This is a genomic window from Stenotrophomonas maltophilia group sp. msm4 (assembly GCF_032025605.1).
In the GTDB taxonomy this organism is placed as follows: Bacteria; Pseudomonadota; Gammaproteobacteria; order Xanthomonadales; family Xanthomonadaceae; genus Stenotrophomonas; species Stenotrophomonas sepilia.
In genome coordinates this window covers 882,941-905,404 of the sequence record NZ_JAVSKK010000002.1, presented here as the reverse complement: position 1 = coordinate 905,404, position 22,464 = coordinate 882,941, and the positions used below count along the sequence as shown (strand labels likewise).

General features: G+C 67.3%; 26 protein-coding genes. 11 read left to right on the top strand and 15 right to left on the bottom strand.

The features are described 5' to 3' along the window. Positions 1-12: 12 nt before the first annotated feature. From ROV93_RS13440 to ROV93_RS13420, 5 genes are all read right to left on the bottom strand, one after another. Positions 13-423, bottom strand: a complete 411-nt coding sequence (locus ROV93_RS13440) for an organic hydroperoxide resistance protein (RefSeq protein WP_033474864.1) — start codon at positions 421-423, stop codon at positions 13-15. A 46-nt stretch (positions 424-469) separates the two neighbouring features. After that, a complete protein-coding gene (locus tag ROV93_RS13435; RefSeq protein WP_033474865.1) occupies positions 470-799 on the bottom strand; it encodes an aldehyde dehydrogenase family protein in 330 nt (109 codons plus the stop codon). Continuing rightward, on the bottom strand, positions 796-1,491 hold the full coding sequence (locus tag ROV93_RS13430; protein ID WP_033474866.1) for a type 1 glutamine amidotransferase domain-containing protein: 696 nt from the start codon (positions 1,489-1,491) through the stop codon (positions 796-798). Before ROV93_RS13430 ends, ROV93_RS13435 begins: the two co-directional genes overlap by 4 nt. Before the next feature lie 15 nt (positions 1,492-1,506). Beyond that, on the bottom strand, positions 1,507-2,145 hold the full coding sequence (locus ROV93_RS13425) for a TetR/AcrR family transcriptional regulator (protein ID WP_180890436.1): 639 nt from the start codon (positions 2,143-2,145) through the stop codon (positions 1,507-1,509). A gap of 74 nt (positions 2,146-2,219) precedes the next feature. Beyond that, positions 2,220-3,122, bottom strand: a complete 903-nt coding sequence (locus tag ROV93_RS13420) for a LysR substrate-binding domain-containing protein (protein ID WP_033474867.1) — start codon at positions 3,120-3,122, stop codon at positions 2,220-2,222. A 103-nt stretch (positions 3,123-3,225) separates the two neighbouring features. On the opposite strand from ROV93_RS13420, the gene ROV93_RS13415 reads away from it, so the two are divergent. Continuing rightward, positions 3,226-4,116 (top strand): alpha/beta hydrolase, encoded by an 891-nt coding sequence (locus ROV93_RS13415; RefSeq protein ID WP_033474868.1) that lies wholly within the window; start codon positions 3,226-3,228, stop codon positions 4,114-4,116. A gap of 85 nt (positions 4,117-4,201) precedes the next feature. Here the strand turns inward: ROV93_RS13415 and ROV93_RS13410 are convergent, their stop codons facing one another. From ROV93_RS13410 to ROV93_RS13400, 3 genes are all read right to left on the bottom strand, one after another. Further along, a complete protein-coding gene (locus ROV93_RS13410; protein ID WP_033474869.1) occupies positions 4,202-4,525 on the bottom strand; it encodes a DNA-binding transcriptional regulator in 324 nt (107 codons plus the stop codon). Then, positions 4,518-4,889 (bottom strand): type II toxin-antitoxin system RelE/ParE family toxin, encoded by a 372-nt coding sequence (locus tag ROV93_RS13405; RefSeq protein ID WP_033474870.1) that lies wholly within the window; start codon positions 4,887-4,889, stop codon positions 4,518-4,520. The genes ROV93_RS13410 and ROV93_RS13405 overlap by 8 nt, the downstream gene beginning before the upstream one ends. A 345-nt stretch (positions 4,890-5,234) precedes the next feature. Then, positions 5,235-6,524, bottom strand: coding sequence for a site-specific integrase (locus ROV93_RS13400; RefSeq protein ID WP_080375619.1), 1,290 nt, complete (start codon positions 6,522-6,524; stop codon positions 5,235-5,237). Positions 6,525-6,689: 165 nt separating this feature from the next. Between ROV93_RS13400 and ROV93_RS13395 the strand changes: the two genes are divergently transcribed. From ROV93_RS13395 to ROV93_RS13370, 6 genes are all read left to right on the top strand, one after another. Beyond that, positions 6,690-6,827 (top strand): hypothetical protein, encoded by a 138-nt coding sequence (locus ROV93_RS13395; RefSeq protein ID WP_180890432.1) that lies wholly within the window; start codon positions 6,690-6,692, stop codon positions 6,825-6,827. A gap of 166 nt (positions 6,828-6,993) precedes the next feature. Next, a complete protein-coding gene (locus ROV93_RS13390; RefSeq protein ID WP_069139011.1) occupies positions 6,994-7,632 on the top strand; it encodes a PepSY-associated TM helix domain-containing protein in 639 nt (212 codons plus the stop codon). Positions 7,633-7,672: 40 nt separating this feature from the next. Next, entirely contained in the window at positions 7,673-8,191 is a 519-nt protein-coding gene (locus tag ROV93_RS13385) for a DUF2271 domain-containing protein (RefSeq protein ID WP_072168616.1), read from the top strand. A gap of 75 nt (positions 8,192-8,266) precedes the next feature. After that, positions 8,267-9,070 (top strand): DUF4198 domain-containing protein, encoded by an 804-nt coding sequence (locus tag ROV93_RS13380; protein ID WP_180890430.1) that lies wholly within the window; start codon positions 8,267-8,269, stop codon positions 9,068-9,070. Positions 9,071-9,122: 52 nt separating this feature from the next. After that, positions 9,123-10,094 carry an FAD:protein FMN transferase gene (locus ROV93_RS13375; RefSeq protein WP_072168614.1) on the top strand — a complete coding sequence of 324 codons (972 nt, stop codon included), beginning with the start codon at positions 9,123-9,125 and terminating at the stop codon, positions 10,092-10,094. Continuing rightward, positions 10,091-11,695 carry a sulfite reductase subunit alpha gene (locus tag ROV93_RS13370; RefSeq protein ID WP_180890429.1) on the top strand — a complete coding sequence of 535 codons (1,605 nt, stop codon included), beginning with the start codon at positions 10,091-10,093 and terminating at the stop codon, positions 11,693-11,695. The genes ROV93_RS13375 and ROV93_RS13370 overlap by 4 nt, the downstream gene beginning before the upstream one ends. A gap of 115 nt (positions 11,696-11,810) precedes the next feature. Here the strand turns inward: ROV93_RS13370 and ROV93_RS13365 are convergent, their stop codons facing one another. The 4 genes from ROV93_RS13365 to ROV93_RS13350 form a co-directional block, all read right to left on the bottom strand. After that, a complete protein-coding gene (locus tag ROV93_RS13365; protein ID WP_072168612.1) occupies positions 11,811-12,419 on the bottom strand; it encodes a HutD family protein in 609 nt (202 codons plus the stop codon). Between the two features lie 34 nt (positions 12,420-12,453). Continuing rightward, positions 12,454-13,179 (bottom strand): murein L,D-transpeptidase catalytic domain family protein, encoded by a 726-nt coding sequence (locus ROV93_RS13360; RefSeq protein ID WP_069139006.1) that lies wholly within the window; start codon positions 13,177-13,179, stop codon positions 12,454-12,456. A gap of 17 nt (positions 13,180-13,196) precedes the next feature. Beyond that, the gene (locus tag ROV93_RS13355; protein WP_072168611.1) at positions 13,197-14,282 is read right to left on the bottom strand and encodes a L,D-transpeptidase; all 1,086 of its coding nucleotides are present in this window, start codon (positions 14,280-14,282) and stop codon (positions 13,197-13,199) included. Between the two features lie 352 nt (positions 14,283-14,634). Beyond that, a complete protein-coding gene (locus ROV93_RS13350; RefSeq protein WP_032953992.1) occupies positions 14,635-14,961 on the bottom strand; it encodes a helix-hairpin-helix domain-containing protein in 327 nt (108 codons plus the stop codon). Positions 14,962-15,160: 199 nt separating this feature from the next. On the opposite strand from ROV93_RS13350, the gene ROV93_RS13345 reads away from it, so the two are divergent. The 4 genes from ROV93_RS13345 to murU all read left to right on the top strand — a co-directional run bounded on the left by ROV93_RS13345 (position 15,161) and on the right by murU (position 18,790). After that, the gene (locus ROV93_RS13345; protein WP_072168610.1) at positions 15,161-16,654 is read left to right on the top strand and encodes a M20 family metallopeptidase; all 1,494 of its coding nucleotides are present in this window, start codon (positions 15,161-15,163) and stop codon (positions 16,652-16,654) included. Positions 16,655-16,723: 69 nt separating this feature from the next. Beyond that, the gene (locus tag ROV93_RS13340; RefSeq protein ID WP_005415577.1) at positions 16,724-16,993 is read left to right on the top strand and encodes a GlsB/YeaQ/YmgE family stress response membrane protein; all 270 of its coding nucleotides are present in this window, start codon (positions 16,724-16,726) and stop codon (positions 16,991-16,993) included. Between the two features lie 64 nt (positions 16,994-17,057). Continuing rightward, positions 17,058-18,083, top strand: coding sequence for a phosphotransferase (locus ROV93_RS13335; RefSeq protein ID WP_072168609.1), 1,026 nt, complete (start codon positions 17,058-17,060; stop codon positions 18,081-18,083). After that, the gene (gene murU, locus ROV93_RS13330) at positions 18,080-18,790 is read left to right on the top strand and encodes an N-acetylmuramate alpha-1-phosphate uridylyltransferase MurU (RefSeq protein ID WP_072168608.1); all 711 of its coding nucleotides are present in this window, start codon (positions 18,080-18,082) and stop codon (positions 18,788-18,790) included. The genes ROV93_RS13335 and murU overlap by 4 nt, the downstream gene beginning before the upstream one ends. 602 nt (positions 18,791-19,392) lie before the next feature. Here murU and hda read toward each other — a convergent pair. The 3 genes from hda to ROV93_RS13315 are packed head-to-tail and all read right to left on the bottom strand — an operon-like array spanning position 19,393 to position 22,405. After that, the gene (hda, locus tag ROV93_RS13325; RefSeq protein ID WP_053500213.1) at positions 19,393-20,100 is read right to left on the bottom strand and encodes a DnaA regulatory inactivator Hda; all 708 of its coding nucleotides are present in this window, start codon (positions 20,098-20,100) and stop codon (positions 19,393-19,395) included. Further along, the gene (locus ROV93_RS13320) at positions 20,100-21,269 is read right to left on the bottom strand and encodes an AI-2E family transporter (protein ID WP_180890427.1); all 1,170 of its coding nucleotides are present in this window, start codon (positions 21,267-21,269) and stop codon (positions 20,100-20,102) included. Before ROV93_RS13320 ends, hda begins: the two co-directional genes overlap by 1 nt. Next, on the bottom strand, positions 21,266-22,405 hold the full coding sequence (locus ROV93_RS13315; protein ID WP_072168183.1) for a DUF2066 domain-containing protein: 1,140 nt from the start codon (positions 22,403-22,405) through the stop codon (positions 21,266-21,268). Before ROV93_RS13315 ends, ROV93_RS13320 begins: the two co-directional genes overlap by 4 nt. Positions 22,406-22,464 lie beyond the last annotated feature (59 nt).

Below are 22,464 nucleotides of genomic sequence, written 5' to 3'. Positions count from 1 at the left end.
CTGTTCTCCTGCTCAGGCCACGGAAACATGCAGGCGCACGTCGATATTGCCGCGCGTGGCATTTGAATACGGACACACCTGATGCGTGGCCTCCACCAGCTTGCGCGCAGCGGCCTCGTCCAGGCCCTGGACTTCCACATGCAAGTCCACGTCCAGTGCATAGCCGCCGGTGGCCGTCTGGCCGATGCCGACCTCCACCGAGGTGCGCGTCCCGGTCGGCGCCAGGCCCAGTTGCTTGGCGGCCACGGGCAAGGCGTTGTCGAAGCAGGCGGCGTAGCCCATGGCGAAAAGCTGCTCGGGGTTGGCGCCGGTCTTGCCGGAACCGGGCGTGGCCAGGTCGAGCGCCAGGCTGCCGTCGTCCAGCGCGGTGCGGCCGGAACGGCCGCCCGTGGCGGTGGCGCGGGTCTTGTAGAAGATCTTCATGGCTGGCTCCTGTTGGATGAGAGAGGCAAAGGATGAAAGCGGAACGTCACGCAACGCCGGCGAGCGCGGCCTGCGCCTGCGCCAGCGCGTCGGCATACGGTGCGCGCAAGCGCAGGTTGGACGCGCCATCGGCGCTTTGCACCACCACGGCCTTGGCGTAGCTGAAGCGACGGAAGCCGTGGATGCCGTGGTAGGCGCCCATGCCGGACGGGCGCACGCCGCCGAAAGGCACGCTTTCGACCACGGCATGCGTCATCACGTCGTTGATGACCGCGGCGCCGGAGGTGGTGCGGTCGAGAAACGCCTGCTGCCTGGCTGGATCGTTTCCGAAGTAATAGGCCGCCAGCGGACGCGGATGCGCGTTGTCTGCATTCATGACGCTTCTACGTCCCGCGCCAGCAGGGACAACAGCGCCTGGGCCACGCCCTCGGAACTGCCTGGGTTCTGCCCGGTGACCAGGCGGCCATCGGTGACGACGTGCGCCTGCCAGTCCGGGCCCTTCTGGTAGTGGCCGCCCAAGCGGATGAATTCGTCTTCGATCAGGAATGGCACGACGGCGCTCAGACCCACGGCCGCTTCCTCGCTGTTGGTGAAGCCGGTGACACGGCGTCCCGCGACGAGCGGCTGGCCGTTCGCTGCACGCACCTTCACCAGCGCGCCCGGCGCGTGGCAGACCAGGCCCAGCGGTTTGCCGGCGCGCTCGAAGGCTTCGAGCAAGGCGATGGAGGCGGGATCGTTGGCCAAATCCCACAACGGGCCGTGGCCGCCGGGGTAGAACACCGCATCGAAATCCGCGGCGTCCACCTGCGCAAGCGGTACGGTGGCAGCCAGGGCCGCTTGCGCCTGGACGTCCTGGCGAAAGCGTTCGGTCGCGGCCGTTTGCGCATCGGGTTCGTCGCTCTTGGGATCCAGCGGCGGCTGGCCGCCTGCGGGCGAAGCCAGCGTGATGGCGGCGCCGGCGTCCTTGAACACGTAGTAGGGGGCGGCGAACTCCTCCAGCCAGAAACCGGTCTTGTGGCCGGTATCGCCCAGGCGGTCGTGGGAAGTGAGTACGAACAGGATTTTCATAAAAAGCTCCAGGCGTTATCGGGAAAGTGCTTGGTCGGCCGCGATGTGCCGTGCCGTGCCGCAGGCCAGCAACTGCCCCGTGGCGTCGCGCGCCTGCGTCAAAGGCGTCTTGTCCTGGCTCAACTTCGCCAGCAGCGCCGCGCCCAGCCACATCTGGTAAACCACCCGGGCCAATGCCGGCGATGGTGAGCCAGCAGGCAAGGAGCCGTCCGCGCGGGCTTCGTCGATCAGTGCCGCGATCCTTGCCAGAAGCCGTTGCACACCGGCATCGAGTACCCGGCGCATGTCTTCGGAAAGGTCGGCCACTTCCGCCGCCAGCTTCACCACCAGGCATTCGTCGGCCCATCCCTGTGCCGGATCGGCGGGATCTGCGATCCAGGCATCCCAATACCGCATCAGGCGCTCGTTGCCGTTGCCGGGCACCGAAAGCAGGCCATCGAGCTTGCGCGCGTAGCCATCGACGTACTGTTGCAGCAGCTCGCACCCGAAGGCTTCCTTCGACGGGAAGTAGTGATAGAACGAGCCCTTGGGCACGCCGCAGGCCTTGAGGATTTCGAGCAGCCCCAACGCGGAAAACCCTTTGTGCAGCACGAGCCGGTGCCCCGTATCGAGGATGTGCTGGCGTGTCGCTTCGGCTTTCTTGGTCAGGTGCATGCTGGGCATTATGCATTAAAATAGACCGGTCGTCTATATCTCGGATTCAATCAACACGAAGACAGCCATAGCGCCTATCGGTCCCGCAGCCCTCGCGGAGTAAACCGGCTTTGGCCGGCGCGTCGGGCCGCCTCGATCAGCGCCGTGCTGGCCGGGCTGTCCTTGCCGGCGAAAGCGTAGAAGCGCGCCGCCGGCAGTTCGGGCAGGCCATCCTCACCGCCCAGCACGCGCAAGCCTTCGCCGCGCTGGCTGTCGGCGATGACCGTGGCGGCGAAACCTGCCCGCGCCGCCGACAGGCAGCCTGCCATGCTGCTGCTCTCGAAGACGATGCGCCAGGTGCGATCCGTCTGGCCCAGCGCCGTGACCGCCGACTCCCGGTAGACGCACGGTTCGGGAAAGACCGCCAGCGGCAACGGTGCTTGCGCCGGCAACGGGTGATCGGCGGCAAACGCCCACACCAGCGGTTCTTCCCACAGCAGCGTGCCGCTACCTTCGACCCGGCTGCATTGCTTGCCGAACACCAGATCCAGGCGGCCACGTTCCTGCTGGCGCAGCAGGTCGGCGGTGATGCCGACTTTCAATTCCACCGTGGCTTCGGGATGCCACTGGGCAAAGCGTTGCAGCACCTGGGGCAGCCAGGCACCGGCAAAGTCTTCCAAGGCGCCGATGCGCAGACGCCCGCGCAGCGGGGTGCCCCGCAGCTTGGCGCGGGCCTCGCGCTCCAGATCGAGGATGTTGCGGCCGTAGGCGTACAGGGTATCGCCCGCCTGGGTCAGCTCCAGCCGGCGCGTGGTGCGCGCCAGCAGGCTGGCACCGGCGATCTGTTCCAGCCGCCGCATGTGCCCGCTGACGGCAGAAGGCGTCAGCGCCAGCCGCTCGGCGGCGGTGGCGAAGCTGCCGCTGTCCACGATTTCGAGGAAGGTGCGCAGCAGTACCGTTTCCAGCGGCGGGCCATCGGCGATGGGAGATAGGTTCATTCAGTAATTCAACACGAAAAATCATCAATGATGAATGATTATTCTCCAATCAAATGGAGTCGTCCAGCTACGCTGGCGCATCTTCACGACGGGAGACAAACCCATGCAGGACTATCAAGTCGCCACGACCGAACGGCTCGACATCGCCTATCTCGAATGGAACCGGCAGGGAGCGCGAACCGCCATCCTGCTGCACGGTTGGCCGGACAGCCCCGAGTGCTGGAAGGCCGTGGCGCCCATCCTGGCCGACGCTGGCTACCGGGTGCTGGCGCCGGCGCTGCGCGGTTTTGCGCCGACCCGGTTCCGAGAGGCCGGCGCGCCACGCAGCGGCCAGTTGTCCGCCCTGGGCCGTGACCTGCTGGACTTCATCGACGTGCTCGGCTTGGCGCAGCCCGCGCTGATCGGCCATGACTGGGGCGCACGGGCCGCCGCCAATGCCTGCGGCCTGCGCGATGGCGTGGCCTCGCACCTGGCGATGCTGTCGGTCGGCTACGGCACCAACGACCCGAACCAGCCAATGTCCTTGGCGCAGGCGCGCAACTACTGGTATCACTGGTACATGGCCACGCCGCGCGGCGAGCGCGTGGTGCGGGAAGAACGCGAGGCGTTCGCCCGGCAGATGTGGGACACCTGGGCACCGGCCGGCTGGTACGACCCTGCCGATTTCGACGAGGCAGCGCGGGCATTCCAGGGCGAGGACTGGGCCGAGATCGTGCTGCACTCCTACCGCCACCGCTGGGGCTTCGCAGAGGGCGACCCGGCCTATGCGGAGGACGAAGCGCGCCTGAACCCCGCGCCCGTCCTGTCGGTTCCGACCCTGGTGCTGCACGGCGGGGCCGATACCTGCAACCACCCCGACAGTTCCAAGGGGCGGGAAGCGTTCTTTACGGGCCGCTACGAGCGACAGGTGCTCGATGGCGTCGGCCACTTTCCGCAGCGGGAGGCGCCGCAGGCGGTCGCCGAGGCTGTTTCGCGGTTCTGCGCATCGGCGTGAGCGCCAATGCGTCGCCGCGCTGACCTCTGAAACGCAGAACCCGCCATCGCTGGCGGGTTCTGTTCGTCAATGCGCCTGCGGCCGTTCAGAGCACGGCTTCCAGGCCCTTGCGTTCGATGATGTCCAGCAGTTTCTGCGACGGGCCGCTGGGGCGCTTGTCGCCCACTTCCCACTTACGGACGGTGGACGCGCTGGTGTTGAGCACCGAGGCCAGCACGGCCTGGCTCAGTTGCAGGCGCTCGCGCAGCGCCTTGATCTTGGCGGCATCGTAGTCCTGCACCGGCTCCAGGCACAGCAGGTCGTACTTCTGCATCTTGCGCTTGTCGATAAACCCCAGGTGGTGCAGATCGCGGGCGCCTTCATGCACCGCTTCCAGAATGCGGCTCTTGGGTTGGGCTTTTTCAGTCATCGGTGATCTCCAGCAAAGTACCGTCGGCAGCGGCGGCATCCAGTTGCGCGGCCGTGCGCTCCAACAAATCGGCGGCGTAGTCCTGCAAGGCTTGCAGTTCGGCGTCGCTGATGTTGTCCCGCTCGTTCTTCTCAAACCCGAAGACGAAGAACCAGCGGTTGCCCTTGTTGGTGGCGACCAGCGTTCTCACTCCGCCGCGCTTGCCGCGCCCGGCCAATCCGATACGTTTCTTCACCACGCCACCGCCGAGATCGGCGTCGATCAGTCCGGCGGTCATTTCAAGGACAGCCTTGCGCAGATCAGAATCGCCCAATGCCGTCTTGCGCATCCACCGCTGGAAGTGACGGGTTTTGAAGATGTGCATCGCTGTCCTCACTATACCACTCAGTGGCATGACTTGTCCATGAAGGGATGGATGCTGCCAGATCGCTAGGCAGGCTCGCTTGCCGTGGCAGGTACGGCCCGGCCAGGCACGCCCAGCGGAACGAAGCCGGTCAGTTCAAGCGGCACGGGCGTCCATCCGCAAATGAAGGAAGGATGCCGCAGGCTGGCGCGGCCGGAAACTCGCTGGGGCGTGCTCCGGCGTAGCAGTCGAAAGCCACCGGCCGCGCGAATTGTCGTATCGGTGATACGACAATTCGGGGCTGGGCGAGGACGGAAAATGTCGTGTCGCCGTCACGACATTTCTCCGCTAGAGCCTGGGCCGGCATCACGCGGCTTCCAGTTTTTCCAGCAGTTCGGGCGAACGCTTGAGCAGCTTGAACAGCTCGGCCAGCGCCTGCGGCAGTTCCGTCGCTTCCTCGGCCTTCGCGGGCGCGGCCTGCTGGCCGCTGGCGATCAACTTGCGCAGCTTCGCCACCACGTCGCTGGCCTCGCGTTCTTCCTGATCCTGGGTGTGGACGTAGCGCATGAACATGCCCACGGTCTTGTGCGCCGTCAGTGCCATGCCCACCTTGATCGGCACGCCGGAATTGGCAATGTCGGTGGCCGAGCGGTGGCGAATGCCGTGGGTGCCGACATGAGCCAGGCCGGCGCGCTTGGCGAGCGTGACCCACGCATGGTAGTAAACGCCCTTGGACATGGGCCGCTTGTGGTCGCGTGCGGCCGTGATGACGTAGGGCGAATCTTCATACCTCGTGGCATTGGACAGCAACCGCTGCGCTTCCTCGCTGATGGGCTTGGACATGGGGCCGGTCTTGCTATCGGGCCAGTTGATGCGGCGGTTCTCGAAGTCGATCCAGTCCCATTGCAGAGAGAGGATTTCCGACATGCGTGCCGCGAACTCGAATTGCAGGCGGATCGCCAGCAGGGTTTCGGGGCGGACGGTGCGCTCGATCTCCGCTTGATCGAGGTAGGCGAACAGCTTGCCCATTTCCTCGTCGGTGATGAGCCGGGATTCGCCTTTCTCCGGAAGCCCCTTGATGTGCCGGCACGGATTGGAGCCTTCGGGCCGGTAGCCCCACACTTCGGCCAGGTTGAACATCACCCGCAGCAACGAGTAGGTGCGATTGCCGCAGGTCGGGATGTGTTCCATCTTCTTCATCATCGCGGCAATGTCGGCGCGCTTGACCTCAGAGACTTTGAGCTTGCCGAGCTTCGGGATGATGTGGTTGTCGATGTAGGTCTGGTAGGTCTTCTGCGAAGACTTCTTGTTGTGGCGCTTCGAGTGATCTTCCATGAAGCGCGTGCATAGCTCCTTCATCGTCGGCACCTTGCGCGCCTCGACCTTGGCCGCGCCGGGATCGCGGCCTTGGCGGACTTCCGCCAGCCAGTTTTGCGCCTTGGTGCGGGCCTGCTCGACGGTCAGTTCGCCGAACAGACCGAGCGAGGGCTTGCGGCGGTCGCCGGCATTGGTACGGTACTGGAGCATGAACACCTTGCGACCAGCCGGCGTGACCTTGCAGAGAAAGCCGGGCACGAGGGTGTCGCGCAGTTCAACGTCGTGGGCTTCGGGTTCCGCCGAATCGACCACGGATTTGGTGAGTTTGATCTTGGCCATGAACAGTCCTCGGGATGACCGATTCCAGGGGCCAAGTAGGAGCCTGGCGAGGGGGAATCAGGTCGGGTTGCAGAAAGCACCGGGATATGGTGAATCCGCGTCATCCCTAGGAAAACTCGCTGCGGCGAGGGCTGGCGTAGTCCCGCGTATCTCGGTGCGGAACCTATGTTCAAACTGTTCGACAAGGATTTCGTCTCGCAGTCGTGCCTGTTGATCAGCCAGAGCGAATTCAACTGCGTGGACGACTATGCGACCAAGGACCAGCGGCGCAGCTACTGGATTTCGCTGAACGCGAAGTTCTGATCGCCGCGCCCTGCTCCTGCTCCACGCATGGCGTGGATCCACCGATCGGTAGTGCCGGCCGCTGGCCGGCATCCCGAAATAGCTCCGGGATACAGAACGACACGCAATTGCGAGCTATTCTCATCAATGATGTAATGGGCAGTCCCCGTCCGCCTCGAACCGTGCCGTGAGCCGTCCCGCCCTTTCCACCGTGCAGCAGCAACAGAACCGTGGCTTCTGGCTGCGGACGCTGCACCAGTGGCACTGGATCAGCTCGGCGGTGTGCCTGATCGGCATGCTGCTGTTCGCGGTGACCGGCCTGACTCTCAACCATGCCGCGAAGATCGAGGCCAAGCCCGAGGTGCAGAACCAGCATCTGGAACTGCCGGCCGCGCTGCTGGGCCAGCTGGGCACGCGCGAGGACGGCAACGCGCCGATTCCGCGCCCGGCCCGGCACTGGCTGGACACGCAGCTGGGCATCGCCATCGGTGGACGCCCGGCCGAGTGGTCGGCCGAGGAGATCTACCTGTCGCTGCCGCGCCCCGGTGGCGACGCCTGGCTGAGCATCGACCGCGAAACCGGCGCGGTGGAGTACGAATCGACCTCGCGCGGCGTGGTCTCCTACCTCAACGACCTGCACAAGGGCCGCAACGCAGGCCCCGCATGGGGCTGGTTCCTGGACCTGTTCGCCGTGGCCTGCCTGGTGTTCTGCATCACCGGCCTGTTCCTGCTGCACCTGCATGCGCGGCAACGGCGCATGACCTGGCCGCTGGTCGGCCTCGGCCTGATGATCCCGCTGTTGATCGCCCTGCTGCTGATCCACTGACTTCCACCGTGAATTCCATCCGTTCCTCCGGAGCCGCCCCATGCGCGTCACCCTGACCATCGCCCTCAGCGGCCTGCTGGCCACCTCGCCGGCCTATGCCACCACCCTCGACATCAACGTCGAAGTGCCCAAGCTCAACGTGGCCGAGTACCACCGCCCGTATGTGGCGGTGTGGCTGGAAGGCGCCGACCAGAAGGTCGCGGCCAACCTGTCGGTCTGGTACCAGCAGACCAGCAACAGCGAAGGCCACGGCACCAAGTGGCTGCCCGACCTGCGCCAGTGGTGGCGCAAGAGCGGCCGCACCCTGCAGGTGCCGGTGGACGGCGTGACCGGCCCGACCCGCCCGGCCGGCAAGCACGCACTGTCGTTCAGCGACAGGCAGCCGGCACTGAAGCAGCTGGCCCCGGGCAACTACACCCTGGTGGTGGAGGCGGTGCGCGAAGTCGGCGGCCGCGAACTGCTGAAGATCCCCTTCACCTGGCCGGCCACCGCCGCGCAGAGCGGCAAGGCGCAGGGCGCCACCGAACTGGGTCAGGTCACCCTGTCCGTCAAACCCTGAAAAGGGGACGGAGGGGATTAAGTCGTAATCCCCTTCTCCTTGACGCATCACCCCGCATCCACTGGAGTCTTCCGCATGAAGCGCACGCTCGTCCTCGCCGCCGCCCTGGCCGCTGCCCTTCCCTTCTCCGCCCTGGCCCACAAGGCTTGGCTGCTGCCCTCGCAGACCGTGCTCGCCGGCAACGCACCGTGGGTCACCGTCGACGGTGCGGTCTCCAACGACCTGTTCTACTTCAACCACGTGCCGCTGCGACTGGAATCGCTGGTGATCACCGCGCCGGACGGCAGCACCGTGCAGCCGCAGAACGCGGCCACCGGCAAGTACCGCAGTGTGTTCGACATCGAACTGAAGCAGGCGGGCACCTACCGCATCGCGTCGGTCAATGACGGCCTGTTCGCCACCTACGAGCAGAACGGCGAGCGCAAGCGCTGGCGCGGCAGCGTGGCGACCCTTGGCGAACTGCCCAAGGACGCGAAGAAGCTGGAACTGAGCCAGTCGGTGGGCCGCGTGGAGACCTTCGTCACCAACGGTGCACCGAACGATACCGCGCTGAAGCCGACCAACCGGGGTATCGAGCTGGTCGCTGTTGGCCACCCGAACGACCTGTTCGCCGGCGAGGAAGCAACCTTCCGCGTACTGGTCGATGGCAAGCCGACCGCTGGCCTGGAGTTCGAGATCGTGCGGGGCGCCACCCGCTACCGCAACGCACAGGACGAACTGAAGCTCACCAGCGACGCCAAGGGCGAGATCAAGGTGACCTGGCCGGAAGCCGGCATGTACTGGCTGGAAACCGGCACCGAAGACAACAAGACCTCGGTGAAGCAGGCCGCCAAGCGCCGCCTGAGCTACGTCGCCACGCTGGAAGTGCTGCCGCAGTGATGTGGACCACGATGTCGGGCCCCCCCCGGCATCGCCGCCACGACGCATCACCATGACTGATCCCCAGCTCGACATCGCCCGCCTCGGCGGCACCACCATGGGCACCACCTGGAGCGTGTCGCTGGTCGCGCCGCGCCAGCGCGACCTGCATCCACTGCATGCCGGCATCCAGGCGCGGCTGGATGCGGTGGTGGCGCAGATGAGCACATGGGAGCCCGGCTCGAACCTGAGTCGCTACAACCGCGCCAACGCGGGCCAATGGTGCGTGCTGCCGGCCGAGACCCGCCACGTTCTGGCCTGCGCACAGGCCATCGCTGCCGCCAGTGACGGCGCCTTTGACCCCACCATCGGTCCGCTGGTTGCGCTGTGGGGCTTCGGTGCACACGCCGGCGAACGCCGCCCGCCCGACGACGCTACCCTGCAGGCCACGCGTGAGCGTTGCGGTTGGCGGCGCCTGCAGTGGCAGGGCGATGCGCTGCTGCAACCGGGTGGACTGGAACTGGATCTCTCGGCGATCGCCAAGGGCTTCGGCGTCGATCACGTTACGGCTTGGCTGCGTGAGCAAGGCATTGCGGCAGCGCTGATTGAAGTCGGCGGCGAGCTGGCCGGCTACGGCCGCAAACCGGATGGCCATCCCTGGCGCGTGCTGGTGGAATCCGCACCCGAAGAAGACGCGCACAGCGAAACACCACTGCGGGTGCTGGCGTTGGATGGCAAGGCGGTCGCCACCTCCGGCGATCGCTGGCATCAGTACCAGGCCGATGGCGAGGTCTACAGCCACAGCCTCGACCCGCGCAGCGGCAGGCCGGTGCGCCAGGTCGCCGCAGCGGTCACCGTGGTGGCAGACGACGCGATGCATGCTGATGCCTGGGCCACCGCACTGACCGTCCTTGGTCGCGAACAGGGCATGGCACTGGCCGAGCGCGAAGGCCTGGCTGCACGCTACCTGCAGCGTGCAGCGGACGGCGCGCGGGAGTTCCTCAGCAGCGCCTTCCAGCGCCTGCTCGACGAGCAGGATGCATGAGCACCCGGCCGTCACGCGCCTGGCTCGGCAACACCCTGGCCCTGCTCCTGTTGGCGCTGATCGGCGGGGCGTTGCTGCGCCTGCATCTCGGTGAGGCATGGTGGCAGGGCGCGCCACCGATTCGACACTCGCAGATCGCGGCACTCGCCACGGCCTTGTATGCGCTGGCCTGCGCTGCACTGTGGTGGCGTGGGCGCGCGCGCGACGATGCCGCAACCGGAGACACCGCGCCCCTCCTGCTGGTCTGGTCCAGCCAGACCGGCTTTGCCCGCGAGCTGGCCGAACGCAGTGCCGAAGCCCTGCGCGGCGCCGGCATGCCGGTGCGCGTGCGCGGTCTGCACGACGTCGACGCCGCGTTGCTGGCCGACAGCCAGCGCGCGCTGTTCATCGCCAGCACCACCGGCGAAGGCGATCCGCCTGACCACGCGCTGCCGTTCCTGCGCGATGTCATGGTCTCGCCGCCTTCACTGCAGCACCTGCAGTACGGCGTGCTCGCACTGGGCGACCGCAGCTATGGCCACTTCTGCGGATTCGGCCACCAGCTTGACCAATGGCTGCGCCAGCATGGCGCGCATCCACTGTTCGATGCGATCGAAGTCGACAACGCCGATCCGGCGGCGCTGCGTCATTGGCAGCAGTTGCTGGGGCAACTCGGCGGCGGCGCCAGTGAACTGCCCGACTGGAGCCCGGCCGCGTACCAGCCGTGGACGCTGCTGCAGCGCGAGCATCTGAACCCGGGCAGCCCCGGCGGTCCGGTGTACTGGTTGCGCCTGCAGCCACCGGCCGGCGCAGAGGCGCAGTGGCAGGCCGGCGACATCGCCGAGATCGGCCCGCAGCATGCGTCGCACACCGTGCGTGCCTGGCTGGACGCACAGCGCTTCGATGCGGACAGGGTGCTGGATGACGGGCAGACGTTGCTGACACGCGTCGCGCGCTCGCACCTGCCTTCATTGGTTCCCCCGGGTGATCTGCCCGCATTGCTGGCGACCCTGCAGCCGCTGCCGCATCGCGAGTACTCCATCGCCTCGGTGATGGCCGACGGCGTGGTGGAGCTGCTGCTGCGTCGCCAGCTGCGCGCGGACGGCACGCCTGGCATCGGCAGCGGCTGGCTGTGCGACCACGCGGTCATCGGCGAGCCGGTGCAGCTGCGCCTGCGCCGTAACGACAATTTCCACGGCGTCGCCGCCGAGGTACCGCTGCTGCTGATCGGCAACGGCACCGGCATCGCCGGCCTGCGCGCGCACCTGCACGAACGCGTGCGCAGTGGCGCGCGCCGTACCTGGCTGCTGTTCGGTGAGCGCACTGCTGCGCATGACTTCCATTTTGGCGAAGAGCTGCAGGCAATGCTGGAAGACGGCACGCTGGCGCGGCTGGATGCAGTGTTCAGCCGCGATGGCGGTGTGCATCGCTATGTGCAGGACCGCCTACTGGCCGAAGCAGCAACACTGCGGCAGTGGGTGGATGAAGGCGCGACGATCCTGGTCTGCGGCAGCCTGCAGGGCATGGCCCCGGCGGTGGATGCGGTGATCGAGCAGGTGCTGGGGACTGCGGACAAGGAAGCGCTACTGCTGGCCGGTCGTTACCGGCGCGATGTGTATTGAGCTCACCGCATCCACGCATGGCGTGGATCTACTGAACGGCGTGTCCGGGCAGCGTGGCAATCGCACACCCGTAGATCCACGCCATGCGTGGATAGCGCCCACCGGCGCCGAGGAATCATCCCGCCGCCGCACTGACCCGGATCACCAGCAACTCGCCCCCGCCCCGCAACGCATGCCTTTGCCGTTTACCGGCCGCCAACCACGCGGTATCGCCAGCGTGCATCGGCGGCAGACCGCTGTCAGCCCCAAATTCGGCATGACCGGCCAACAGGTAAAGCGCCCAGGCCACGCCTGGTTCGCAGAAGAAGAACATCGAGCCCACCAGCGGCCGATGCAGGAGTTCGGCCTGCAGCAGGTCGCGCTTCCACATCAGGTTGAAGTCGTGGGTGGTGCCGTCGACCAGTTCGCCGTGCAGCGTTTCCTCGCCCGCAAAGCGCACGCGCCCATGCGGCGGCAGGACTTCGGCCACGCGGCCATCCTCGAAGCGCAGGCGCACGCCATTGCCCTGCAGCAGCACCAGCTCGCGCTCCACGCCGGGAAACGCGGAGAACGCGGCGTCCAGCTCGATCTCGGCCACCGACAGGCGCAGCGCCCAGTCGTCGCCCTGCGCAGGCAGGCGCAGGATCTCGCGCGTCCAGCCCAGGCCGTTGCGCCAGCGTTCGCGGCGGTAGTCCAGGCGGGAGATGACCTGGCTCGGAGTGTGCAGCAGGGAGTCGACGTTCATCGGCGCATTGCATCACGCCGCGCGCCATCGTGCATCACCGCGTGGCCAGCGTGCCCTGGCCGCCGCACCCGCCGGCCAGCAGCTGCGAGTGTTTCAACCAGTCCTGGTCGGGGTAATAGGCGAACACCATCGTGCCGCCACGCAACGCATCGATCAGTGGCTTGGCCACCGACAGGCGCACCGCCGGACAGCCCAGGCTGCGGCCCAGCCGCCCCTGCAGCTGCGCGGTGGCCGGGTTCACATATGGCGCGCCGTGGATGACGATCGCGCGTTCGCGCGCGCGGTCATTGAAGCCCGGTTCCAGCCCGGCCAGGCGCAGCGAATACCCGTTGCCGCCCATGTAGGTCTCCTGCGCGGTGAACGCGCCGAGGCTGGACATGAAACTGCCATCGCGGTTGGAGAAGTGCTCGGTGCGGTTCTCGCCGCTGTTGCGGCCATGCGCCACCCATTCCTCGAACAGCAGGCGCTGGTGGGCCAGGTCGAACACCCACAGGCGCGGCTCGGTGGACGGCCGCGAGTAATCGATAACGCTCAGTCGATCACCGTTGATGCCAAGCTCCGGCCGCTGCAACGCACAGCGCATGGCGTGCGCCGCCAGCTGCAACACGTGGCGGTCGGCCTTGGGCGCACTGCGCGACAGCAAGGCAGCCAGATCATCGGCACTGGTGGCGAGGGCGGGCGTCTGTGCCAGCGCCGGGGCGCTGGCCGAGGTCGCCAGCAAGCCGAACGCGGCCAGCCGGCACAGGCGGGATGCAGTCATGGGCACAACGAAGGGACTCAGTTGCCCTTGAGGGTGGACCCTGGCGGCTCGGATTCCAAGACCGGCTGCATTCCGGATTCAGCCGGGCTTGGGCGGACCGCCGGCAGCGAGGTCACCAGCAGGGTCGTGCCTGGCACCAGCACCCGGTACAGCTGGCGGGCGAACTCGGCCGGCATCGCCATCGGCAGCGAGGGCGTGGCCAGCAGGTCCGGCGTGGCCTGGGCACGGTCCTGGCCCAGCAACGGGTAGGCCGTCCACTGGTGCAGGCGCTGGTTCGCGTCCAGCGGGCTGGGCGTATCGCTGTAACCCTGCCCCATCACGAACAGGGTGGTGCCCTGGAAGGCCGGCAGCGCGTCGGCCTTCAGCGGCGACTCGCCGATCATCACGCCATCGCGCAGCACGTACAGGCGCTGGTCGTGCAGGCTGACCAGGATGCCGACCTGCCCGGCCGGCGCCGCGCTGTCGTTCCACCAGGCCTGTGCCGACGCCCCACCCTCCGTCTCCGGCAGGGCCTGGCCGCGTGCATTGACCGGCGCCAGCACTGACGGATAGGCCAGGGTCATCGGCGAGCTCTTGGCATCGGCCACCACCACCGTGTCGCCGCGCTGGGTTTCGCGGAACAGCTTCTGCGCGAAGGCCTGCGGCAGGCGTACGCAGCCGTGCGAGGCCGGATGCCCGGGCAGGCTGCCGCCATGCAGGGCGATGCCATCCCAGGTCAGCCGCTGCATGTACGGCATCGGCGCGCTGTTGTAGAGGTTGGACCTGTGGTCCTTGTCCTTCTGCAGGATGGTGAACACGCCGGTCGGTGTCTCGTGCCCGGCCTTGCCCGAGCTGATCGTGGTCAGGCCGATGGCAATACCGTTGCGGTAGACGTAGGCACGCTGCTCATCGAGGCTGACCACCAGCACGATCGGGCCGGTCGGCGAGATTTCCGGATGCCACAGGTATTCGCCCGGCTTCAGGTCGGTCGGCCCGCGCACCTCGGCGGTGCCGGCGGTGGCAGCTGCGGGCTTGGCAGCCGGTGTCGTCGCAGCGGCATGGGCCAGCAGCGGCAGGGCCAGTGCAAGGGCGAGCATCAGGGTCGTGGGGCGGTGCGGAAGCATCCAGCGGGGGTCCTTTCCATGCAGAGCGGCCACCGTACACCATCGGCCCGTGGTGGCCGCGGCAAAACCAGGCGCCGGAAATGAAACTGCCCGGCGACACAGCCATGTGTCTTACCGGGCAATCGTTACGTCCTTGTCGGCCTGCTGCCGCCCCCTCGCATCCTGCGCTGTGGGGGTAGCGTTGCATCCTGCACGCGGCCGCGTCTGTCCTGTTTGTATCTCAGCCCCTTCCACAGGTCTGTGATGCCACCATCCTGGTGATTGGTGCCGCGTCCTGCGGCGGTCGGTGGTCACGGCCTTCCTGTCCGCGACCGCTGAACCAGCCTCCTGCCGGTTCCGACGATTCCTGCTGTCAGCGCCTGGGTACGGTCCGCACCGGTACCGATCCGGGTACCGGATCCGCCGGCAACAACCTGTTGCCTACGGTGATCCGCTGTCGATTCCGTTCGACGATCGCTTTCCCTATCCCCTTCACCTGCGCCAGGTCCTCGACGCGATGAAACGGGCCGTGTCTGCGCCGGTGCTCGACGATCGCCTCGGCCTTGGCGGCCCCGACCATCGTCAATCCCTGCTGCAGCGCCTGGGCATCGGCGCGGTTGATGTCGATCGGTTCGGCGGCATGCGCCCCAGCGATCCCCACTACCAGCACCAGTGCCCTCAACACGACACTCCAAGGCACGACGTGTATCTCCCTGTGATTCTGGCCGCCCCGACCGGCAATCCCGTCGGCAGGAACAGTGTCCGTCACCACATGTGCACAGCCTATCGGTTTCCCGGATTTCCGTAAGCCAGCCAAATACCCGACGTGATGTAGGAAAAACCCTACCCGTGGCACAGGCGTAGAATGGCCGGATCAGCCCATGCAACCGGAGTTTCAGATGGACAGCGCCAAGCTCGGCCAATTCGTCAATGACAAGTGGGACAGCGAAATCGTCCCGCAGTTGGTCGACTACATCCGCATTCCCAACAAGTCGCCGATGTTCGACGCCAATTGGGTGCAGAACGGCTATATGGAACAGGCGGTCACCCTGATGGAGAACTGGGCCAGGGCCCAGCAGCTGCCCGGCCTGAAGGTTGAAGTGGTGCGCCTGGAAGGCCGTACGCCGCTGATCTTCCTGGAAATTCCAGCGACCGGCGCCGAAACCGGCGACGACACCATCCTGCTCTACGGCCATCTGGACAAGCAGCCGGAAATGACTGGCTGGGATGACGATCTCGGCCCGTGGACGCCGGTCCTTCGCGGCGACAAGCTGTATGGCCGCGGCGGTGCGGACGACGGCTACGCCATCTTCGGCTCGCTGGCCGCCGTGCTGGCGCTGCAGGCCCAAGGCCTGCCGCACGCCCGCTGCGTGGTGCTGATCGAGGCCTGCGAAGAGTCCGGCAGCTACGACCTGCCGGCCTACGTCGACCACCTGGCCGAGCGGATCGGCAAGCCCTCGCTGGTGGTCTGCCTGGATTCGGGCTGCGCCAACTACGACCAGCTGTGGTGCACCACCTCGCTGCGCGGCCTGACCGGCGGCAACTTCACTGTGAAGGTGCTCAACGAAGGCGTGCACTCCGGCGATGCCTCCGGCGTGGTGCCGTCCAGCTTCCGCCTGCTGCGCCAGCTGCTGTCGCGCATCGAGGACCAGGACACCGGCCGTATCCTGATCGACGGCATGAACGTGGAAATTCCGGCCGAACGGCTGGAACAGGCCAGGCGCGCGGCCGAAGTGGTGGATACCGAGATCTTCGAGAAGTTCCCCATGGTCGACGGCCTGCGTCCGATGAACGAGGACCTGACCGAGCTGGTGCTCAACCGCACCTGGCGCCCGGCGCTGTCGGTCACCGGCGTGGGCGGCATGCCGCCGCTGGAATCGGCCGGCAACGTGCTGCGCCCGCAGACCTCGGTGAAGCTGTCGCTGCGCCTGCCGCCGACCGCCGATGGCAAGGCCTGCGGCGAGCTGCTGAAGGAAGCGCTGCTGCGCGACCCGCCGAACGGCGCGCAGGTCACCCTGGACCTGGAAAAGGCCTCCACTGGCTGGAACGCCCCGGCCATGGCGCCGTGGCTGACCCAGGCCATCGACGATGCCAGCCAGGCCTTCTTCGGCAAGCCGGCAATGTACATGGGCGAAGGCGGCTCGATCCCGTTCATGGGCATGCTCGGTGAGAAGTTCCCGGGTGCGCAGTTCATGATCACCGGCGTGCTCGGCCCGCACTCCAATGCGCACGGCCCGAACGAGTTCCTGCACATCCCGATGGGCAAGAAGGTCACCGCCTGCGTGTCCAAGGTGATCAGCGAGCACTACGCCGCCAGCCTGCGTGGCGAGACCAGCGGTTCGCCGGTGGCTGCCGACAGCGGCACCCGCCACGGCGACCACGGCTGCTGCTGATCCGGCACCGGTGACGGACGCAGCCTGGCCTTGCTAGGCTGCGTCCACACTCAAGCGGAATCCGCGCGCATGAATGGTCTGTTCGGCAGCAGCAGCTGGTTGTACATCCTGCTGGTCGGCTTCTTCGTCGGCCTGCTCGGGCGTTTCTTCATGCCCGGCAACAACCGCATGGGCTGCCTGCTGACCATCGTGCTGGGCATCCTCGGTGCACTGCTGGCCGGTTGGTTCGGCCAGTACATGGGCTGGTACGCCCCCGGCGAACCGGCCGGTTTCCTCGGTGCGGTGGTGGGCGCGGTGGCCGTGCTGGCCGTCCTGCGCCTGTTCAGCGGCCGCCGCTGACCCCGTCCCTCCTTCCCCTCCTGTTCCCGACGTTGGCGCGCCCAGCGCCCCCGGATATGCCCGCATGACCGAACCCGCCTCCGATCCCCAGCGCAGCGCGCGGCGCCTGCAGTGGGCCCGTACCCAGCTCGACGATGCCAGCGCGGTGGTCGAGCGCGCTTCGGTCGATGCCGGCATGCGCAGCTACTGGCGTACCACCAGCACCCGTGGCAGCCACATCGTGATGGACGCCCCACCGGGGCTGGAAGATCCGCGGCCGTGGCTGCGCATGCGCGGCCTGCTGCACGACAACGGCCTGCGCGTGCCCGCACTGTTGGCGCAGGACCTGGAGGCCGGCTTCCTGCTGCTGGAAGATCTCGGCGGCCCGACCCTGGCCAGGATCCTCGACGAGCGCAATGCCGATGAATGGTTCGGCCGCTCGATCGAACAGCTGCTGCGCCTGCAGGCGATTCCGGTACCGGCCGACTTCGGCCAGTTCGGCGAAGCGCTGCTGCAGCGCGATGCCGGCCTGTTCGACGAATGGTTCCTGCAGCGGCACCTGAACCTGGAACTGGACTGCGGTGAGCTCGAGGGGCTGCAGCTGGTGCATCGCCGGTTGATGGACAACGCGCTGGGCCAGGCCCAGCTGATGACCCACCGCGATTACATGCCGCGCAACCTGATGCCGGTCGACGACGGCCCCGCGGTGCTGGATTTCCAGGACCTGGTGCGTGGCCCGATCGCCTACGACGCGGTGAGCCTGTTCAAGGACGCCTTCCTGAGCTGGCCGCTGCAGCGCGTTGACGCGTGGCTGGCGCAGTACCACGAACGCGCGCGCGACGCCGGCCTGCCGGTGCCCGACCGCGCCACCTTCCTACGCGATGCCGACTGGATGGGCATCCAGCGCCACGTGAAGATCCTCGGCCTGTTCTGCCGCCTGCGCTACCGCGACAACAAGGGCCATTACCTGGACGACGCACCGCGCTTCATCGGCTATCTGGATGAAGTGCTGCCACGCTATCGCGAGCTGGCGCCTCTGCAGCAGCTGCTGGAAAACCGCATCAAGCCGGCGCTGGCCGAACTGGGCGCACCGATGCGCGTGGCCCGATGAAGGCGTTGGTCTTTGCCGCCGGGCTCGGCGAGCGCATGCGCCCGCTGACCCTGCACACACCCAAGCCGCTGCTGGAAGTGGCCGGCAAGCCACTGATCGTCTGGCACCTGGAGCGCCTGGCAGCGCTCGGCGTGCGCGAGGTGGTGGTCAACACCGCGTGGCTGGCCGAGCAGTTCCCGGCGACGCTGGGTGATGGCAGCCAGTGGGGCCTGCGCCTGCATTTCCTTTACGAAGGGCAGACCCCGCTGGAAACCGGCGGCGGCATCCTCAATGCACTGCCGGTGCTGGGCGATGCCCCGTTCCTGGTGGTGAACGGCGATATCTGGACCGATTTCGATTTCGCCACGCTGCCGCGCGAGCCGCAGGGCCAGGCACATCTGGTGCTGGTCGACAATCCGGTTCAGCACCCGAACGGTGACTATCGGCTGGATGCACAGGGCCTGCTGCACCACGACCGCGCAGGGCCATGCCTGACCTATGCCGGCATCGGCGTGTACCGCCCCTCGATCGTGGCCGACTGGCGCGCGGTGATCGGCGATGCGCCGGGCAGCGAGCGGCTGCCGCCGAGGTTCTCGGTGGTGCCGCTGCAGAAGCATTTCATGGCGCAGGGGTTGATGACGGGGCAGCACCATCGGGGGCGTTGGACCGATGTCGGGACCGTGGATCGCCTGCGCGCGCTGGATGTGGAGCTGGCGGCGAACGGCTGAGCCCCTCGTGGCTGGACGCGTAAAGCGGATCGCGTGCTTGGCCGGGCGGGTGGGCCATGCAGGGAACGCTGCAACTCCCCCTCCGGGGCCCGGCCCAGCCGCTGGCGGCTGTGCGTTCGGGCGCTTGCGAAGCAGTGCTTCGCAAGCAAAGCGCCCTCGCCCCTGTAAGCTCGATGGCGCCATCCATGGCGCCAACGCCCCTGCATGGCCCACCCGCCCGGCCTCTGACAGTTTCCGTGGGCGTCCAGCCACGGAAGAAAGGAAAGAAAAGCAAAAGCGGGTCGCTTCGCTGCGCTTGCTCCGGTGACGACCAACAGTCGTCACCCACCACAAGCAAGACACGTGTCGACCAAGGTCGATACCCACCAACAGCCGTCAGCAGTGCAGTACGCAGTCCCGGCAGATCGCAGGAACCTGTCGAAGGCGGGGTGGCTCAGGTTGCGGGGGCGTGAGCGCCATGGATGGCGCGATCGAGGCTACATGGACGTACTTGCGCCGTCCCCCGCAACCTGAGCCACCCCGCCTCCCCTCAGGAAGCCAGCCTTTGACGTTGACGTTGCTTCTGCGGGTGCAGGGCGCAGCCCTGCCAACAAACCCCGCCCTCAGTAACGAGGCCGGCCTTCTTCCAGCACCTGGCGCAGGAACGGCACGGTGATCCGCCGCTTCGCCGCCAGCGATTCGCGGTCCAGCCAGTCCAGCAGGGTGATCAATCCACCCAGCTCACGGCCGGTGTGCGACAGCAGCCATTCGATGGCCGCTTCGTCGATGGCCAGGCCGCGTCGCAGTGCACGCTCGCGCAGCACCGCAGCACGACCTTCCTCATCCAGCGGCTGCAGCAGCACGCGCACGCACTGGCCCAGGCGCGAACGCAGGTCCGGCAGCACCAGGCCCAGCTCGCCCGGCGCCTTCTGCGCCGTGTACAGCACGGTTACACCTGCAGCGCGCGCGCGGTTGTGGAAATCAAACAGCGCGATCTCGTCCTCGCGATTGCCGGCAACCTCGTCCAGCCCGTCCAGCGCCACCAGTTCGCGTGCGTCCAGCCCATCCAGCGCTGCACGAACGCGGCCGGCGGCGCTGGCCAGTGGCACGTACGTCGGCAAGCGCCCGGCCTGCTCGGCGCTGGAGCACATCGCCAGCGCCTGGTGGGTCTTGCCGGTTCCCGCCGCACCTTCCAGGTAGACCCAGTCGTGGCTGGCGCCAACCGCGATCGCGCGCAGCTGCGCCAGCGCGCCATCCGGCGCGCCGATGAAGGTCTCCAGGCGCTGGTCCCGCGGGTAATGCAGGGCCAGCGGCAGTTGCGGCACACCCATCACTTCAGGTCGGGGCCCTTGTCGTTCGGAACGATGATATGGGGGGCGTCCACTACGCCATCAAGCACGATCGCCGGCTTCTCGCCCACGTACAGCTCGCTCTGTCGGTAGCGCTGATGCGCATAGCGCAGCAGAACATTGGTCACCGCCGCCACCGGCAGCGCCAGCAGCATGCCGAGGAAGCCGAACAGCTGGCCGCCGGCCATCACCGCAAAGATCACTGCCACCGGGTGCAGGCCGATCTTGTCGCCGACGATACGCGGGGTCAGCACGTAGCTTTCCAGCAGCTGGCCCACGGTGAACACCACGCCCACCAGGATCAGCAGCTTCAGGTCGAAGCCCTGCGCCTGCACCAGTGCCGCGATCACCGCCATCAGCACGCCAGTGGTCGCGCCCAGGTACGGTATGAAGCTGATCAGGCCGGCAATCAGGCCAATCAGCAAGCCCAGCTTGAGGCCGACCAGCGACAGGCCGCCGGCATAGATCACGCCCAATGCCAGCATCACCAGGAACTGTCCGCGGATGAACGCGCCCAGCACCTCGTTGGACTCGCGCGCCAACGCGCTGATGGTGCCGATCTGGTTGCGCGGAATGACCGACGCCACCCGCTCGACCAGCTTGTCCCAGTCGCGCAGGAAATAGAACGCCAGGATCGGCAGCAGCAGGATGTTGACCACCCAGGTCACCATCGCAAAGCCCGAACGCGAGACGTAGCCCATGAATGTGGTGGCGAAGCCGCCGGCCTGCTGCCAGTGGCTGCGCACCCATTCGATCAGCCGGTCCGGATCCAGCCACTGCATCACTTCCAGGCCGGTCTTCTGCTCGAACCAGGGGATCCCCTTCTCCATCAGCCACGCCTGTGCCTGCGGCGCGACCGCGATCAGGGTGGTGATCTGGCGCTCGATCATCGGCACCAGCACCAGCAGCAGCGCCACGATCACCAGCACCATCGCCGCGAACACCAGCACCACGCCGGTCATGCGCGAACGGCCGGTGGCCTCGATGCGGTCCACCAGCGGGTCGCCCAGCCACGCCAGCGCCAGCGCCAGCACGAACGGGGTCAGGATCGGTGCCAGCAGCCACACCACCCAGCCGACCATCCCGGCGAACAGGATGTACTTCAGGCGGCGCAGGAACTGCGCGATTTCGGCTTCCGGGGTCAGGGTCATCGCAAACGGTACTCGTTGCTGACCGGCACGGCCACCGGGGCACCGGTGGTGTCATCGATCGGGGTCGGCAGGGCCGGCAGCGTCGCGCTGGGCACCAGCACGCCGTTGTCGCCCAGCATGCGGTTGAAGCCGGCCAGGCCGGTGGTCATCTCCAGGCTCAGCTCCAGCTGGCCGGCCGAGGCGTGCAGCGGGGTGACATTGCGCACCACCGGCACCTCGCGCAGCCCGGCGGCAAGGCGCAGGTAGTCGTCGGCACTGTTGATGCCGGTGACCACCACGCGGTAGGTCCCGGCCTGGCCGACGGCGGCACCCGCCTTGGCATAGCGCCTGACCAGCGCGTCGGCGGCGCCGTCGGCACCGGCGGCCATCGCGCGCATGGCGTTGGCGTCCTTGCTGGTCCACTTGTTCAGCTCACGGCCGTTGTCGACGAACACCCAGTCCGCCTGCCAGCCGCCGTTGGCGCGGTAGAGCTTGCCGATCAGCTGCATCGGCGGCGCGTAGCGCGACGAGGCGCGGGCCACGGCGGCACTGTCCTGGCGCCAGATGGCACCGGCCAGCGCCTGTTCGGCGGCACCGCCGCTGGGCAGGCCGAGCTTGTAACCCCGCTCGATGGCGCGGTTCAGCAGCGGGCGGGCGGCGTTGGCCTGCTGCACGCTGACCAGGCGCGGGCCACTGCCGTCGTCGACGGCCAACCACACCACCGGCTTCGGCCGCGGCTGCGGCCACAGCGGCAGACCCAGCGCCGAGACCAGCGAGTCAACGTCATCCTCGCGGAAGCGGGCCACCAGCAGGGTCCTGAAGCTCGGCGCGCCGCTGGCGCCCACGCTCTGGTCCTGCTTGTAGTCGTAGCTGGCCACGTAGTCCTTGGCGTTGCGCAGCGCCTGCACCACGCCGGGGCGGGACATCACGTTGCGGTCGCCCGACAGTTTGCCCAGCACCACGCTCAGGGCACGGGCCAGGGCGCCGTTGCGATCGGCTTCGGCCTGGCTGTTGACGGGCACTTCGGCCTCGTACGCACCCGAGGCGGTGGCAACATCTCCCTCGGTGCGCAGGCCGCTCTGGGCCATCGTGGCCACCGGCAGGCTCAGTGCAAGGAGCAGGGTCAGAATCAGGCTGCGGCGCATCAGGACATCCATTGGCTCGACGAATCCGGGGGAATTGTTGCCCGAATACGGCCTTTGCGCCAATGCGGCCT